This window comes from Pseudomonas sp. B21-015 (genome assembly GCF_024749285.1).
Lineage (GTDB): Bacteria > Pseudomonadota > Gammaproteobacteria > Pseudomonadales > Pseudomonadaceae > Aquipseudomonas.
The window spans coordinates 1,126,390-1,141,966 of the sequence record NZ_CP087196.1 but is presented as its reverse complement, the minus strand read 5'-3'; the positions used below and the strand labels follow the sequence as shown (position 1 = coordinate 1,141,966).

The following is a 15,577-nucleotide window of genomic DNA, read 5'->3' as shown; positions in this document are numbered from 1 at the left end:
TTGCAGGCAATGATTACTCAAGTGGTGACATCGGTGCAGAGCGTCAGCGATTCGTCGGAACACACCGCCGACATCGCCATTCGCACCAACATCGGTGTGCACAAACAAATGGCCGAGATCGATCAGGTCGCCACCGCCGTGCACGAAATGACCGCCACCGCCCAGGACGTGGCGCGCAACGCCACTCAGGCCGCGCAAGCTGCCAGCCATGCCGATCAGGCAGCGGCGCAGGGCATGCAAATCGTCCGTGACACCTCGAACTCGATCGGCGTGCTGGCGGTGGAGATCGGCAAGGCCGTCAGCGTGGTGCAGACCCTGGCCAAGGACAGCGAAAACATCAACGCGATCCTGACGGCCATTCGCGGGATCGCCGAGCAGACCAACCTGCTGGCCTTGAACGCCGCCATCGAAGCGGCGCGGGCCGGTGAACAGGGCCGGGGATTTGCGGTGGTGGCCGATGAAGTGCGCAACCTGGCGCAGAAGACCCAGAAGGCCACTGAAGAAATCCAGACCATGATCCAGCAACTGCAACAAGGCACCCGCGACGTGGTGCGGGTCATGGAAGACAGCCAGAACCGCACTGACGAAAGCGTGCAGCACGCGGCGAAAGCGGCCGAGGCGCTGGAGACCATTACGCAAGCGGTGTCAGTGATTAACGACATGAACACCCAGATCGCCAGCGCGGCCGAGGAACAGAGCGCGGTGGCCGATGACATCAACCGCAACGTGATCAACATCGGGCAAGTGGCCAATGAAGTGGCCGGTGGCGCGGATGAATCAAGCGCGGCCAGTGCGGATTTGACCAAGTTGGCGGAACAGCAGCGGCGGTTGATCAATCAGTTCAAGGTTTAACAATTGCGGGAAGGTCCTGCGGACCTTATCGCGAGCAGGCTCGCTCCCACAGGTGATATTTGGGAACACATTATTTGTGAACACCTGAGATCAAATGTGGGAGCGAGCCTGCTCGCGATGAAGCCGGCTCAGGCGCCTCATCAACCCGGCGTCAAACACTCCGGCCCATTGAGCTTCGGATCATTCACCATATTGGCCAACACCCGCTCACGCAACGCCGCGGGTTCGCTGGCCAGCAGCGCCTGCAAGGCATGCAACGGGGTTTCGGGGTTGAGCCAGGCTTCCTGCCCCGCCGCATCGAGAATCAACGGCCGACGCTGACTCGAGGCAGGCTGGGTGATCACCGCCGTGCTCAGCCACACCTGCTCCTGCACCGGATACGCCTCCCAGATCGCCGCGAAGAACAGCGCCGAGCCCTCCCCCGGGGTCAGCCAGTACGGACGTTTACGTGTGGTGCCGCGCCATTCGTAGAAACCATTGGCCGGCAGCAGGCAACGACGCAGGCGCAAGGCTTCGCGAAACATCGGCTGCTCGGCAACGGTTTCGGCGCGGGCATGGGCCGGGGTGCGGGACAGGTCGGTCAGCCACAGCGGCGTCAGCCCCCAACGGGCACGGGCCAACTCACGCTGGCCGTCTGCGCCGGCACGCAGCATCAACACCGAATCGTTGGGGGAAATATTCCACTGAGCTTGCTGGTCGACGGGAAATCCGGGCAGGGCCGCGAAGGCGGGGTTCCAGCGAAACAGGGCATAACGTCCACACATGGGGCAATACGACTCTTGATCAAACGAACGCCAGCCTAACAGACCAGCGTGCCGGGAAAACTGTCCGGTTCGTCGCCGGACAGCGGCAGCGCGGCATTATACGCGGCGATCAGCTCCCGGGCGTATTCGGCCTGATCGTTATCGACCGATAAACCCAGCAGGCCGAACATCGGCAACTCCCCGGTGCCGCCGATCAAATCCCGGCCCAGCAGATGCGCCTCGATGCCCTCACTGGCCAGCATGCCTTGCAGTAACTCGCCTTCCATCAGGTTTTCCGGCTCGTAGATTCGCTGCATTCGCGCCCCTCACTCGTCTTCGCTGTAAACTTCGAGCATCCATTCCAAACCATCGGTTTCGAGATGAAACCTGATCGGCCGACAACAGACCGGACAGTCTTCGATATAGACCTGATCCCCGCCGGACAGATCCAGAAGCGCCTCGGACTCTTCCCCACAATACGGACATGTATAGCGCTCGGTTTCTTGCATCGCGGTCTCCCAAGTGACTTGTGCGTATAATCGCCGGTCTATTTGCAGGGCTATTTTCGTCTGGCTACCTTTTCAGACCGTGCCCCGTTGGTTTTCGATCAAAACCTTTACTTACCCTAGCCGTTTCCAACAAGAGAGCATGATGGGCGAATTCGATGCCATCCGACCTTACGACGACAGCGAAGTCCCAGCAGTGCTGGCACGGCTGCTCGGCGACAAGGCGTTTCTAGATATCCTCACCCACTTCCGCTTCCCGCGTTATGCCGGTGCCTTAGGCTGGATGCTCAAACCTCTTATAGCGCATCGGCTGCGCCGTGAGTTCGCCGGCGTCACGTCGGTGGCCACCTTGCAGGACAAAGTCGAGTTTTACGTCGACCACACCATCGAGCGAGCCACGGACGGGGTGACCTATGCCGGCGTGGAGCAATTCAAGTCCGGCAGCGCCTACCTGTTCATCGCCAACCACCGCGACATCGTGATGGACCCGGCTTTCGTCAACTATGCCGTGTACCACGCCGGCCTGCCGACCCCGCGCATCGCCATTGGCGACAACTTGCTGCAAAAGCCTTTTGTCAGCGATTTGATGCGCCTGAACAAGAGCTTCATCGTGCACCGTTCGATCACCGGTCGCCGGGAAAAAATGGCGGCCTATCAACTGCTGTCGGCCTACATCAACCACTCGATCCGCAACGATTGCGCCTCGATCTGGATCGCCCAGGCCGAAGGTCGGGCCAAGGACGGCGACGACCGTACCGAGTCGGCGATCCTCAAGATGTTCCACATGAGCCGCAAGGACGAGCCGTTCGGCGAGGTCATCCGTTCGCTGAACCTTACCCCGGTGTCGATCAGCTACGAATACGACCCGTGCGACCAGGCCAAGGCCCGCGAGCTGTACATCCGCGCCACCACCGGCAGCTACACCAAGGCGCCGGGCGAAGATGATGTGAGCATCGCCAAGGGCATCACCGGTTACAAAGGCCGGGTCCACGTGAACTTCGCCACACCGATCACCGAACTGTTCGAAGACACCAAGCAATTGGCGATCGAAATGGACAAGCAGATCCTCGGCGGTTACCGGTTGTTCCCGGTGCACTACCTGGCTTATGCGCTGTGGAAAGACGCCGATCCGCAATTGCAGGTGCCGAAAGCGGCCGAGGTGTTTGCGGCAGACGAACTGGCCAAGGCTCAGGAAGAATGGCAGCGTCGGCTGGATGCCTGCCCTGAGGAGCATCGTCCGTTTCTGGTGCTGCAATACGCGACACCGGTGCGCAATCAGTATCGGGTCAAGGCCGGGTTGCCGCTGTAAGGCAATGGCTGGAAATGACAACGGCGCCTTCGGGCGCCGTTTCTTTATGCAAGATCAAAAGATCGCAGCCTTCGGCAGCTCCTACATTGACCGAGTACACCCGATATCCAACATGTATGCGCAATCCCCCGTAGGAGCTGCCGCAGGCTGCGATCTTTTGATTTTCAGACGCGCGTGCTGACCCACGACACCAGCAACGCCATCCCGAGGCAGGCAAAACCGAAGCGGTAGAAAAACCGGTTCATGCGCAGGGTCGCCCAATCCAGCGTTGGCTCTTCGCTGGGACGACGCTGGCGCTGGGCTTCGATACTGGCCAACGCACGTTGCTCACGACGACGGGTGGCATGCAGCAACCAGCCGCCCGGGCAGGCGAACAGCAAGGCCAGCAAGTTGATCAATTTGGCGGGATGAGCGGTAAAGAGCGAAATCAATTGCAGCGACATCACAAACCTCAGGTAAAACCAGTGTGGCGGACACCCAACCGACGACCGCGGCGCGAATTCTACCGAAAGCGCTCCGGCCTGCCCCGGTTTTCCGACAAATAACGAAACCATTTGGCCGATTACTGTCCTGTGTCACGGCGCCGTCATCTGAATCCGCCAGTCTGTCGCCCCTCGAAACCGACACGGACCGCGTCATGCTCCACGCCGAAAACCAGGACCGCCTCTACCTCATTGCCCAAAGCGACGAACAACAAACCTTAGTCGGCAGCCTCGCCTTCAACGTACAGGACCGCCACTGGCTGGTGTATTGCGCGCTGGGCGGGCATCAACATGCGGATTTACCGGAAGCGGATTTGCTGACGGGGGTGAGTGTTCTGGATTTTTATTCGGAGGCGGCTTGAGCGTCCTACAAACGCAGTGACTACATTTCAGTCGTCTGACACACCGCTTTCGCGAGCAAGCCCGCACACATTTGATCGGTGTAAATCTGCAACAGGTCGGCGAACTCAAAAAAAAACCCGGCGCCATCACTGACACCGGGTTCTTTAAACAATCCGCAAACCGTTACTCGGCAAGCACCTGACCAATCGTCGGGTCCTTGAACAAGCGGGTCAACGCATCACTCAGCACATCACTGACCAGCTTGGTATTGGTTTCCTGATTCGGTGCCATGCCAAAACGCTGATCCAGCGACGCACCATAACGACCGCTATAACGGCGGTTGGCATTCTGCACATCCGAACGGAACGTCGCGCCAATCGTTGCCTCGGTTACGTACAGGCCTTCTTTGGGCGACTGATACTTCAGCTCGGCCAGGGTCACCGTCAATTGCGGCGCGTTCAACGCATTGGCCGTCGGCGTAAAGCCCAGCAGCCGCACGGCCGCTTCAGCCTGAGCCTGCAGCTTCGGCAGAATCTGCGCGCCCTGCACGGTGATCGCACTGGTCTCTGGATACAGACCACCACGAGTCCCCAGCGTTGGCGACGGACGACCGTCCACCACACGCACCACCACCGGCTGACCACGGCCGACCGGCGCCAGCTGAGCCGTCAGCTTGGGTTCCGGGTTCAGTTGTTGCGGGCTGTGGGCGCAGCCGACGAGGGTCAAACTGGTCACAGTGATCAAACCGAACAACAGGCGTTGCAACATGCTCTTCTCTCCAGAATCAGGCAACTAACAATGCCCGCAGTATAGCGGTGCGCCACTGCGGCGAACTAGCTTCGAACAACGATTACTGAAATCTCTGACAAACACGGCAGAGCGCGGTTCCTGTCACACATCTGTCACCCACCTTACACATGCACGTCATCACTCACTGGCAACCTTCACAGCAGTCACCCACAAGGTACTTTGCCATGCGTTTTCTCATCTCGCTGTTCGCGCCACGCCCGTTGCATCGCAGCTTTGTTCTGCTCGACCGCAATGGCCACTGCCAGGCATTCAAGCAGTGCAGCCTCCAGCCCATGGGCGATGGCTGGGTCGAAATCGAAGAGATCCGCCTCAACTGGCTGCACCATCCCCTGCCCGCCAGCGCCCGTGTCAGCCAGCACCAGCCGCGCGCGCGGGCGCAGCAACTGCTGACCACTTGACCGGACGCCTAATAAAAGTCATTAAACACGACCAATTCCCTGCGTTTCTTCGTTACAATCTCCCCCCGATTATAAGGACGTCTCCTGATCGGGCCTCGCAGCATCGTTCAATGCCTCGGTATTGACACCCCGCACCGCCCACAGAGAGCCGCCCACACAGATCGAGTGAAGCTGGCGCGCTTGCTGTTTCTTAAGCAAATCACCACTTTTCGCGAATCTGCAGAGCTGTCATTACGCTCGGTCACTGAGCTGTTTGCCCGTTTTTGCCTGCCCATGTACCCATGGCGGCAATCCATCCGGGCGCGGTGCCAGGCTGGGACAGCCCTTTTTTGAGGTTCACGTCTTCAAAAGAGCGTGAAAAAAACGGGTTTTCACAACTTCACAAGAGTGTGGCGAGCAAATGAATAGTTTTGCGTCTGAACATGCACCATTAGCGTCTACAACAGCCCAACGACACAGGACCGAGTACTCCTCGAACACCGGAGCCTGAAGCCTGTCCGCTACGGATTTGGTTGCACAAACGGATGTCTCGACCATAAGTCGAATTGCGAGCCGCGCGCTGAAATGAGTTCATGTGACTCTTGAGGCCAGGCCGCATGCATCCGTCGAAGTTGCGAAAAATTGCGAAGATTCGGACATGGCGATCCTGGCCATGGGTATCTGGGGCATCACTGACACGCCCCGGAACGCCTGGCAGCTATGCCGACAATTTGGTGCTGCAGATTTTGGAGACGCGTTAAATGGCGCATAACGAAGCAGTCGACGTAGTACTGGTTGGGGCCGGCATCATGAGTGCTACCCTGGCTGTACTGCTCAAAGAGCTCGACCCCGCGATCAAGCTGGAAGTCGTCGAGCTGATGGATTCCGGTGCCGCGGAGAGTTCCAATCCGTGGAACAACGCCGGTACCGGTCACGCCGGGCTGTGTGAGCTGAACTACACGCCACAGGCCGCCGACGGCACCGTCGACATCAAGAAAGCCGTGCACATCAACACCCAGTTCGAGGTGTCGAAGCAGTTCTGGTCCTACCTGACCAAGAAAGGCACCTTCGGTTCGTGCAAATCGTTCATCAGCCCGGTGCCGCACCTGAGCTTCGTGCAGGGCGACAAAGGCGTTTCCTTCCTCAAGGAACGCTTCAAGGTGCTGAGCAAGCACCACGCCTTCGCCGACATGGAGTACACCGAAGACAAGGCCAAAATGGCCGAGTGGATGCCGTTGATGATGCCGGGCCGCCCGGCCGACGAAGTCCTCGCCGCCACCCGCGTGATGAACGGCACCGACGTCAACTTCGGTGCCCTGACCAACCAATTGCTCCAGCACCTGACCAGCGCACCCGATGCCCAGGTCAAGTACTGCAAGCGCGTCACCGGCCTGAAGCGTAACAACGGCGGCTGGACCGTCAGCATCAAGGACGTCAATAGCGGCAACACTCGTGAAGTCGACGCCAAGTTCGTCTTCCTCGGCGCTGGTGGCGCGGCACTGCCGCTGCTGCAAGCTTCGGGCATCGAAGAAAGCAAAGGCTTCGGCGGCTTCCCGATCAGCGGTCAGTGGCTGCGTTGCGACAACCCGGAAGTGGTCAAGCACCACCAGGCCAAAGTCTACAGCCAGGCTGCGGTCGGTTCGCCACCGATGTCTGTGCCGCACCTGGACACCCGTGTGGTCGATGGCAAGAAGTCCCTGCTGTTCGGACCTTACGCCGGCTTCACCACCAAGTTCCTCAAGCACGGCTCCTTCATGGACCTGCCGATGTCGGTTCGCGCCGGCAACATCGGCCCGATGTTGGCCGTGGCAAAAAACAACATGGACCTGACCAAGTACCTGGTCAGCGAAGTGATGCAGTCGATGGAGCAGCGCCTGGAATCCCTGCGTCGCTTCTACCCTGAAGCGAAAGCCGAAGACTGGCGCCTGGAAGTGGCCGGCCAACGGGTGCAAATCATCAAGAAAGACCCGAAGAAAGGCGGCGTTCTGCAGTTCGGTACCGAACTGGTCGCGGCCAGGGACGGTTCCCTTGCGGCCCTGCTCGGCGCGTCCCCAGGCGCTTCGGTGACGGTTTCGATCATGCTTGAGCTGATCGAAAAATGCTTCCCGAACAAAGCGTCCGGTGAGTGGGCTGCCAAACTGGCGGAAATCTTCCCGGCTCGGGAAAAGGTTCTGGAAACCGACGCAGCGCTGTATCGCAAGATCAATGCGCACAACAACGTCGCGCTGGAACTGGTTGAAGCCAGCAACGAGACCGAAAGCTACGCTTGATTCAGCAGCACAAAAAACGCCCCGTCCTCATTGAGGGCGGGGCGTTTTTTTATATCGGTGAAACGGTTGACCCTAAGATCTTCGGTGTTGGTTACGCCGCCTTCGCGAGCAGGCTCGCTCCCACAGTTGATCGAGTTGAATCACAATTTTGTGATCGACACAGATCCAATGTGGGAGCGAGCCTGCTCGCGAAGGGCCAGCACAAACACCCACCAAGTCAGGGCAACAACAGTGCACCCTCAGGTCAGCCGCGAGCCTTGTCGATCAGCTCGATGTACTCGGCGGCGTTGCGTTGATCCTTGATCAGGGCGACGAAATCATTGCCGTGCTCATCCTTGCCGTCCAGCTCATAGCCGGCTTCGACAAAGAACGTCAGAAAACGCTCGAAGTCATCGATACGCAGGCCGCGGTAGGCCTTGATCAGTTTGTGCAGCGACGGTGAAGTGGCGTCGACCGGTTCAAAATCGAGGAACAGTTTGATCTGCGCATCGCCGATCTCGTCACCAATCACTTGCTTCTTATCTTTACGCATTGCCGACTCCAGCTCGCAGACATTTCACGGGGCGGGCAGTTTACCCCCGCCTTAGCGCCGGGCTCAACGCGGACGAACGCTGCCTGTGTGCAAATCGGCCCAGATATGGCCGTTGGCGTAGCTGAGGAACTGGCAATACACCGTGTCGTTGCGCAACAAGTCGATCACCACCCGGTACTGAGCCAGCGGGTAATAGAGCGTCAGGGTTTTGCTTCTTTCGTCGTAGATCGGCTTTTTCAGGCTTTTGCTTTCGCCATCGAAATTGACCAACACCTGGCTGATGGTCGCGCCCTTGTTCAAGGATTTACCCTTGAGGCGGATCAGCAATGGCGATGTGACCGGGATCGGCTGTTGGTTGGACTGGCGCTGACTGCCGAATACCACGGAATAGTCGGTGACCTGCAACAGTTGTTGCTGCTCGGGTTCGGCGTCACGCAGGGTCAGGTCGTCCGGGGGCAAAAACTGCGCGTGCATTGGCGCCGGCGCGGCGGCCAGGGGCAGGCTGAGGGTCAGCAACAGGGCGGCGCAGCTGCGGATCAAAAGTCTCATGACAGGCTCCGGGGGCGGGGCCGAGCACTCTAGCATGAGGATCAACCGGGCGAATAACCGATCCAGGTCAATACTCTTGAAGACAAGGCTGGGCATACTGAAAGAGCTTTCAGCCCTATTTCGACAGTGCGCCGTCTATTGTGGAGTCCCCATGTCTTTCTCCATTCCCCCGTTGTTCGCCGCTTGGCGTCAGACCTGGCGCGCAGGTTATAGCCTCAGACGCTTGCGCGGCGATATCAGTGCCGGGGTGACGGTAGGGATTATCGCCATCCCTCTGGCCATGGCCCTGGCGATTGCGGTGGGGGTAGCACCCCAGCAAGGTCTGTATACGGTGCTGATTGCCGCGCCCCTGATCGCCCTGACGGGAGGCTCGCGCTTCAATGTCAGCGGGCCGACAGCCGCGTTCGTGGTGATACTGCTGCCGATCACCCAACAATATGGTCTGGGTGGCCTGCTGCTGTGCACCATGCTTGCCGGGGCAATCCTGATTGCCTTGGGGCTGATTCGGGCCGGACGGCTGATTCAGTACATTCCTTATCCGGTGACCCTGGGCTTTACCGCCGGGATCGGCATTGTCATCGCCACACTCCAACTAAAGGATTTGCTGGGCCTGAGTACCACCGGGCATGCCGAACATTACATCGAGCAATTAGGCGGGGTGCTCCAGGCGTTACCCAGCGCTCGTCTGGGGGACGGGATCATCGGTGTCATGTGCCTGGCGGTTCTGATCGTCTGGCCGCGTTTTGTGCCGAGGATTCCGGGGCATCTGGTGGCGCTGGCCGTCGGCGCATTGCTGGGGGCGGCACTGGAAAGCGGCGGGTTACCGGTTGCGACGCTGGGGGAGCGCTTCAGCTATATCGTCGATGGCATCAGCCATCCCGGCATACCGCCGTTTCTGCCGAGCTTCGACTGGCCGTGGAATCTGCCGGGGCCCTACGGCCAGCCGCTGCACCTGTCTTACGACCTGATCCGCCAATTAATGGCGCCAGCCTTTGCCATCGCCATGCTCGGTGCCATCGAATCATTGTTGTGCGCGGTGGTGGCCGATGGCATGACGGGCAGCAAACACGACCCCAACGCCGAACTCCTGGGTCAAGGCCTGGGCAATCTGGTCGCACCGCTGTTCGGCGGCATTACCGCCACCGCGGCAATCGCCCGCAGCGCCACCAACGTGCGCAGCGGAGCGTTTTCACCATTGGCGGCGATTATCCACAGTGCGGTGGTGTTGCTGGCGATACTCGCCCTCGCGCCCCTGTTCAGCTACTTGCCGATGGCGGCGCTGGCGGCATTGCTGGTGATGGTGGCGTGGAACATGAGCGAAGCCCGACACGTCATGCACACCTTGCGTATTGCACCGCGCAGCGATGTGCTGGTCTTGCTGACCTGCCTGAGCCTGACAGTGCTGTTCGACATGGTACTGGCCGTCGCTGTCGGCCTGCTGCTGGCCGCCGGGTTGTTCATCAAGCGCATGAGCGACCTCACGGACACCGCCGAACTGCCTCGCGAGTTCCATCAAGCCTTACAGGATATGCCGGAGCATGTTCGTTGCTATGCGATACGCGGGCCGCTGTTTTTCGGTGCTGCGGAAAAAGCCCTGGGCGTACTGCGCAAATTCAGCCCGGAGGTCAAAGTGGTGATCGTCGAGATGAGTGCCGTGCCCATGCTGGACATGACGGCGCTGGCGGCCTTCGACAATATCCTCAGGGATTACCGCACCGACGGCATCGGCCTGATTCTGGTCGGAACCGCTCCACGGGTACGCCTGAAACTCAGGCGCGCGGGCATCCATCGGGAACAGCGCCAGTTGGCCTATGTGAACAACCTGGAACAAGCTCGACGCAAAAGCGAACACTGGGTTGCCGGACAGGACTGAGCGCGCAGTTCAAGCAAACTGCGCACGCATCCCGATGTGAGGCCTGGCGGCCAATCGCCCCCAGACAGTCATCCTGTTTACATGCCTTTAACGGCAAAAATCCCGTTGGCGTTACGCCAGTAGCCTTTGTAGTCCATGCCGTAACCGAAGATGTAACGGTCGATGCATGGCAGGCCGACGAAATCGGCTTTCAGGTCCGGGCGGGCCTTGCGGTCGTGGTCCTTGTCGATCAGCACGGCGGTGTGCACTTTGCGCGCGCCGGCGTGTTTGCAGAAGTCGATGATCGCGCCCAGGGTGTGACCTTCGTCAAGGATGTCGTCGATGATCAGCACGTCACGGTCGATGAACGAAACTTCCGGCTTGGCTTTCCAGAACAGCTCGCCACCGCTGGTTTCGTTGCGATAACGGGTGGCGTGCAGGTAGGACGCTTCAAGCGGGAAGTTCAGATGCGTCAGCAGCTTGCCGGAGAAAATCAGCCCGCCATTCATCACGCAGAACACTACCGGATTGCTCTCAGCCAGCTGATCGTTGATTTGCGCACCGACGCGGGCGATGGCCGCCTCGACTTCAGCTTCGGTGTACAGGCAGTCAGCCTCTCGCATGATTTGACGGATATGCTCGAGATCAGCGGACATGGCGTTCTCCAAGGGGGAAATTAGGGGGGGACGTAGTCACGAAAAGCGGGCAAAGGTACGCATCAAGCGAGGCCAGATCAAGCGTTTGTGGACTAACGTTCTATATGTCTATAGGACAACACCCTCGGTTAGATTAATCTAGGCCGGTTTTTTTGCCCGCCGCCGGAGCCTTTTCCCATGCCCATCCGTGAGATCCGCCATCCGCTGATCCGTCATAAACTTGGCCTTATGCGCCGCGCCGACATCAGCACGAAGAATTTCCGTGAGCTCGCTCAGGAAGTCGGTGCCCTGCTGACCTATGAGGCCACCAAAGACCTGCCGCTGGAAAGCTACGACATCGAAGGCTGGTGCGGCACGGTGTCGGTCGAGAAAATCGCCGGCAAGAAGATTACCGTGGTGCCGATCCTGCGTGCCGGTATCGGCATGCTCGAAGGCGTGCTGAGCCTGATCCCGGGCGCCAAGGTCAGCGCCGTGGGCGTGGCCCGCAACGAGGAAACCCTCGAAGCCCACACCTACCTGGAAAAACTGGTGCCGGAAATCGACGAGCGCCTGGCGATGATCATCGACCCGATGCTCGCCACCGGCGGCTCGATGGTCGCCACCATCGACCTGCTGAAAAAGGCCGGCTGCAAGGACATCCGCGCGATGGTCCTGGTGGCCGCCCCCGAAGGCATCGCCGCTGTAGAGAAGGCTCACCCGGACGTGACCATCTACACCGCTTCCATTGATCAGAAACTGAACGAACACGGTTACATCATCCCAGGCTTGGGCGATGCCGGTGACAAGATCTTCGGCACCAAGCAGAAGGACGCTTGAGCATGCAGCAAGAGTTCAACGATCCGCTCTGGCGCACAGTGCTGTCGGGTGCGCAGATGCTGTTCGTGGCCTTTGGCGCGCTGGTGTTGATGCCATTGATTACCGGCCTCGACCCGAACGTGGCGCTGTTCACCGCAGGCCTTGGGACGATTCTGTTCCAGATCGTCACCGGGCGTCAGGTACCGGTGTTCCTGGCCTCGAGCTTTGCCTTCATCACGCCGATCATTCTCGCCAAGGGCCAGTTTGGCCTGGCGGCGACCATGGGCGGTGTGATGGCGGCCGGTTTCGTCTACACCTTCCTCGGCCTTGCCGTGAAGATCAAAGGCACCGGGTTCATCGACCGCTTGCTACCACCGGTGGTGATTGGCCCGGTGATCATCTCCATCGGCCTGGCCATGGCGCCGATCGCCGCCAACATGGCGATGGGCAAGGCCGGCGACGGCACGGAGCTGATTCCTTACCAGACGGCGATGTTGATCTCGATGCCGGCGCTGCTGACCACCCTGATCGTCGCGGTGTTCGGCAAAGGTATTTTCCGCCTGGTGCCGATCATCTCCGGTGTGCTGGTGGGTTTCGCCATGGCGTTCTATTTCGGGGTGGTCGATACCACGAAAATTGCTGCCGCACCGTGGTTCGCGATTCCACACTTCACGGCGCCGGAATTCAACTGGCAGGCCATTCTGTTCATCGTTCCGGTGGCCCTCGCGCCAGCGATCGAACACATTGGCGGCGTGATTGCAGTCGGTAGCGTGACTGGTCGCGATTACCTGAAAAAGCCCGGCCTGCACCGCACCCTGCTCGGCGATGGCATTGCCACCACCGCAGCCGGCCTGTTCGGCGGCCCGCCCAACACCACCTACGCCGAAGTGACTGGCGCGGTGATGCTGACCAAAAACTACAACCCGAAAATCATGACCTGGGCGGCAATCTTTGCGATCAGCCTGGCGTTCATCGGCAAGTTCGGCGCACTGCTGCAAAGCATCCCGGTACCGGTAATGGGCGGGATTCTCTGCCTGTTGTTCGGTTCGATCGCGGCGGTGGGGATGAACACCATGATTCGCCACAAGATCGACTTGGGCGAAGCACGCAATCTGGTGATTGTCTCGGTGACGCTGGTGTTCGGGATTGGCGGCATGTTGGTCGGCACCGGTACCGGCCCGGACGATTTCGGCCTCAAAGGCATCGCGCTGTGTGCGGTGGTGGCGATTGCGCTGAACCTGTTACTGCCGGGCAATGACAGCTGGAAGCACAAGCGGGCGGATGAGCCGCTGATCTAAGCAGGTCTCAAGAACGCCATCGCGGGCAAGTCGGACCGCCGCACCGCCGCTCCCACAAGGTCAGCGCAATACCTGTGGGAGCGGGCTTGCCCGCGATGCTTTTAAAGCGCCAACGGTGCCCGTTCACACAAGGTGCTCAACGCCTTGGTCCACTGCGGATGATCGTTGAGGCACGGCACCAATACCAACTCCTCCCCTCCCGCTTCGCGGAACTGCTCCCGCCCACGATCACCAATCTCTTCCAGTGTCTCGATGCAATCGGCGACGAACGCCGGGCACATCACCAGAACTTTCTTCACACCGCTCTTGGCCAACTCATCGAGGCGCGCTTCGGTGTAGGGTTCGATCCACTTGGCTCGCCCCAGACGCGACTGGAACGACACCGACCACTTGCCGTCCGGCAAGCCCAGGCGCCGGGCAAACTCGGAAGCGGTGCGCAGGCATTGGGCGCGGTAGCAGGTGGTTAATACTTCCGGTGAAGCGTTCTGACAGCAATTATCGCTTTTAAAGCAATGATGACCGGTGGGGTCGATCTTGGTCAGGTGCCGTTCCGGCAAGCCATGGAAACTCAGCAGCAGGTGATCGTAATCCTGCAGCAGATAAGGCTTGGCACTGGCGACCAAGGCCTCGAGGTATTCCGGCTGATCGTAGAACGGCTGAAGAATCGAGAATTGCACATCGAGGTTATTATTTCGCACCACGCGCCTGGCTTCTTCGATCACCGTGGTCACGGTGCTGTCGGCGAACTGCGGATAGAGCGGCGCCAAGGTTATTTTTTTGTGCCCCTGGGCAGCCAGCCGCACCAGTGTCGATTCAATCGACGGCTCGCCGTAACGCATCGCCAGTTCCACCGGCCCCTGAGTCCATTGGGCGGTCATGGCCTGTTGCAAGCGACGGCTGAGCACCACCAGTGGCGAGCCCTCCTCCCACCAGATCGATGCGTAAGCATGGGCCGATTGCTCCGGGCGCCTGATCAGAATCAACGACACCAGCAAACGCCGCACCGGCCACGGCAGGTCGATCACATACGGGTCCATCAGAAATTGATTGAGGTAGCTGCGCACATCCGCCACCGAGGTGGAAGCGGGTGAACCCAGGTTGACCAGAAGCAACGCGTGATCGGTCATGCAACGTCCTATTTCTTAAGGCGGCTGGACAGATCGTCCAACGCCGCGCGCAAATCAGTGAACTGGAAAGTGAAGCCCGCTTCCAGCAAGCGAGCCGGCATGGCCTTCTGGCCACCCAGCAGCAACAATGACAACTCGCCCAGGCCCACCTTCAACACGAAGGTGGGCATCGGCATGAACGCCGGACGATGCAACACGCTACCCAACGTTTGGGCAAATTCGCGATTGCGCACCGGCTTGGGTGCGCAGGCATTATATGGACCGCTGGCCTCATTGCGATGCAGAAGAAAATCAATCAGGGCGATTTGATCCTTGATATGAATCCACGGCATCCACTGCCGACCATTGCCGAGCGGCCCGCCCAGCCCCAGTTTGAACGGCAACAATAGCCGCGACAAAAAGCCGCCCTCGGCGGACAGCACCAACCCGGTACGAATGAGGATCACGCGAATGCCCAAGGCTTCGGCGCGTTGCGCGGTTTCTTCCCAGGCGATGCACAACTGGCTGGCGAAATCATCGATGACCGGCGGAGATTTTTCAGTCAACTCCCGCTCGCCACCATCGCCGTACCAACCGATCGCCGAGCCGGAAATCAGCACCTGCGGTTTCTGCTCGCGGCTTTCGAGCCAGGCCAGCAGCGTTTCGGTCAGGGTGATCCGGCTGCTCCACAACAACGCTTTGCGTTTATGGGTCCAGAGCCGATCGGCGATCGGGGCGCCCGCGAGGTTGATAATGGCATCCACCGGTTCTTGACCCAGGTCCTCGAGCCGTGCGACTCCACGTACCTGAGTGCCACAGACTTTGGCGACTTTCGCAGGCGTGCGGCTCCAGACCGTCAGGCGATGCCCCTGACTCAACCAGTGTTGGCAGAGTTGACGTCCTATCAAACCAGTACCGCCGGTCAGCAATATGTGCATGACATCTTCCTCGCGTGGCGTTTTACCCTGATCACTAGTCTATTTTTATAAGCAGGGATCTTTGGTATCGGGCAGGCTCTGTGTCTAACAATAGGTCAAGCTGTCAGAACGAGAACGCTAAAAGTTATACCAAAAAACAATATTGTACAGGTTTGAACCA

Annotated in this window: 18 protein-coding genes; 8 read left to right on the top strand and 10 right to left on the bottom strand. The window is 59.5% G+C overall.

The features are described from left to right. Positions 1-9 precede the first annotated feature (9 nt). Positions 10-852, top strand: a complete 843-nt coding sequence (locus tag LOY38_RS30260; protein ID WP_408980615.1) for a methyl-accepting chemotaxis protein — start codon at positions 10-12, stop codon at positions 850-852. Between the two features lie 140 nt (positions 853-992). On the opposite strand, the gene LOY38_RS05315 is transcribed toward LOY38_RS30260, so the two are convergent. From LOY38_RS05315 to LOY38_RS05305, 3 genes are read right to left on the bottom strand one after another with little or no spacing between them, the layout of a single operon-like run. Next, positions 993-1,616 carry an SOS response-associated peptidase gene (locus LOY38_RS05315; protein WP_258699119.1) on the bottom strand — a complete coding sequence of 208 codons (624 nt, stop codon included), beginning with the start codon at positions 1,614-1,616 and terminating at the stop codon, positions 993-995. 35 nt (positions 1,617-1,651) lie between these two features. Further along, positions 1,652-1,912: a DUF2007 domain-containing protein gene (locus LOY38_RS05310; RefSeq protein ID WP_258699118.1), complete on the bottom strand. Its 261-nt coding sequence runs from the start codon at positions 1,910-1,912 to the stop codon at positions 1,652-1,654. Positions 1,913-1,921: 9 nt separating this feature from the next. Continuing rightward, the gene (locus LOY38_RS05305) at positions 1,922-2,104 is read right to left on the bottom strand and encodes a CPXCG motif-containing cysteine-rich protein (protein ID WP_258699117.1); all 183 of its coding nucleotides are present in this window, start codon (positions 2,102-2,104) and stop codon (positions 1,922-1,924) included. A gap of 139 nt (positions 2,105-2,243) precedes the next feature. On the opposite strand from LOY38_RS05305, the gene LOY38_RS05300 reads away from it, so the two are divergent. Then, entirely contained in the window at positions 2,244-3,410 is a 1,167-nt protein-coding gene (locus LOY38_RS05300; RefSeq protein ID WP_258699116.1) for a 1-acyl-sn-glycerol-3-phosphate acyltransferase, read from the top strand. A 164-nt stretch (positions 3,411-3,574) separates the two neighbouring features. Here LOY38_RS05300 and LOY38_RS05295 read toward each other — a convergent pair whose 3' ends face one another. Continuing rightward, positions 3,575-3,853: a hypothetical protein gene (locus LOY38_RS05295; RefSeq protein WP_258699115.1), complete on the bottom strand. Its 279-nt coding sequence runs from the start codon at positions 3,851-3,853 to the stop codon at positions 3,575-3,577. Positions 3,854-4,047: 194 nt separating this feature from the next. Here LOY38_RS05295 and LOY38_RS05290 point away from each other — a divergent pair, with 194 nt between their 5' ends. Next, positions 4,048-4,254, top strand: coding sequence for a hypothetical protein (locus tag LOY38_RS05290; RefSeq protein ID WP_030129737.1), 207 nt, complete (start codon positions 4,048-4,050; stop codon positions 4,252-4,254). A 163-nt stretch (positions 4,255-4,417) separates the two neighbouring features. On the opposite strand, the gene LOY38_RS05285 is transcribed toward LOY38_RS05290, so the two are convergent. Further along, positions 4,418-5,002 carry a YajG family lipoprotein gene (locus tag LOY38_RS05285; RefSeq protein ID WP_007905851.1) on the bottom strand — a complete coding sequence of 195 codons (585 nt, stop codon included), beginning with the start codon at positions 5,000-5,002 and terminating at the stop codon, positions 4,418-4,420. A gap of 206 nt (positions 5,003-5,208) precedes the next feature. Here LOY38_RS05285 and LOY38_RS05280 point away from each other — a divergent pair, with 206 nt between their 5' ends. Together LOY38_RS05280 and mqo are read left to right on the top strand one after the other, a co-directional pair. Further along, on the top strand, positions 5,209-5,442 hold the full coding sequence (locus LOY38_RS05280; RefSeq protein WP_258699114.1) for a hypothetical protein: 234 nt from the start codon (positions 5,209-5,211) through the stop codon (positions 5,440-5,442). 740 nt (positions 5,443-6,182) lie between these two features. After that, on the top strand, positions 6,183-7,691 hold the full coding sequence (mqo, locus tag LOY38_RS05275; protein ID WP_258699113.1) for a malate dehydrogenase (quinone): 1,509 nt from the start codon (positions 6,183-6,185) through the stop codon (positions 7,689-7,691). A gap of 244 nt (positions 7,692-7,935) precedes the next feature. Here mqo and LOY38_RS05270 read toward each other — a convergent pair whose 3' ends face one another. Both LOY38_RS05270 and LOY38_RS05265 read right to left on the bottom strand, forming a co-directional pair. Then, positions 7,936-8,223 (bottom strand): PA4642 family protein, encoded by a 288-nt coding sequence (locus tag LOY38_RS05270; protein WP_258699112.1) that lies wholly within the window; start codon positions 8,221-8,223, stop codon positions 7,936-7,938. Between the two features lie 63 nt (positions 8,224-8,286). Next, positions 8,287-8,772, bottom strand: coding sequence for a hypothetical protein (locus LOY38_RS05265; protein WP_258699111.1), 486 nt, complete (start codon positions 8,770-8,772; stop codon positions 8,287-8,289). Between the two features lie 151 nt (positions 8,773-8,923). Between LOY38_RS05265 and dauA the strand changes: the two genes are divergently transcribed. Next, positions 8,924-10,645, top strand: coding sequence for a C4-dicarboxylic acid transporter DauA (gene dauA, locus LOY38_RS05260; RefSeq protein ID WP_258699110.1), 1,722 nt, complete (start codon positions 8,924-8,926; stop codon positions 10,643-10,645). A 77-nt stretch (positions 10,646-10,722) separates the two neighbouring features. On the opposite strand, the gene LOY38_RS05255 is transcribed toward dauA, so the two are convergent. Further along, entirely contained in the window at positions 10,723-11,280 is a 558-nt protein-coding gene (locus LOY38_RS05255) for a hypoxanthine-guanine phosphoribosyltransferase (RefSeq protein WP_258699109.1), read from the bottom strand. 177 nt (positions 11,281-11,457) lie between these two features. On the opposite strand from LOY38_RS05255, the gene upp reads away from it, so the two are divergent. Together upp and LOY38_RS05245 are read left to right on the top strand one after the other, a co-directional pair. Beyond that, a complete protein-coding gene (upp, locus tag LOY38_RS05250) occupies positions 11,458-12,096 on the top strand; it encodes a uracil phosphoribosyltransferase (protein ID WP_007939777.1) in 639 nt (212 codons plus the stop codon). 2 nt (positions 12,097-12,098) lie between these two features. Further along, entirely contained in the window at positions 12,099-13,373 is a 1,275-nt protein-coding gene (locus LOY38_RS05245; protein WP_258699108.1) for a uracil-xanthine permease family protein, read from the top strand. Between the two features lie 101 nt (positions 13,374-13,474). On the opposite strand, the gene hemH is transcribed toward LOY38_RS05245, so the two are convergent. Then, positions 13,475-14,500 (bottom strand): ferrochelatase, encoded by a 1,026-nt coding sequence (hemH, locus tag LOY38_RS05240; protein WP_258699107.1) that lies wholly within the window; start codon positions 14,498-14,500, stop codon positions 13,475-13,477. 8 nt (positions 14,501-14,508) lie between these two features. Further along, positions 14,509-15,417, bottom strand: a complete 909-nt coding sequence (locus LOY38_RS05235; RefSeq protein ID WP_258699106.1) for a TIGR01777 family oxidoreductase — start codon at positions 15,415-15,417, stop codon at positions 14,509-14,511. Positions 15,418-15,577: the final 160 nt, after the last annotated feature.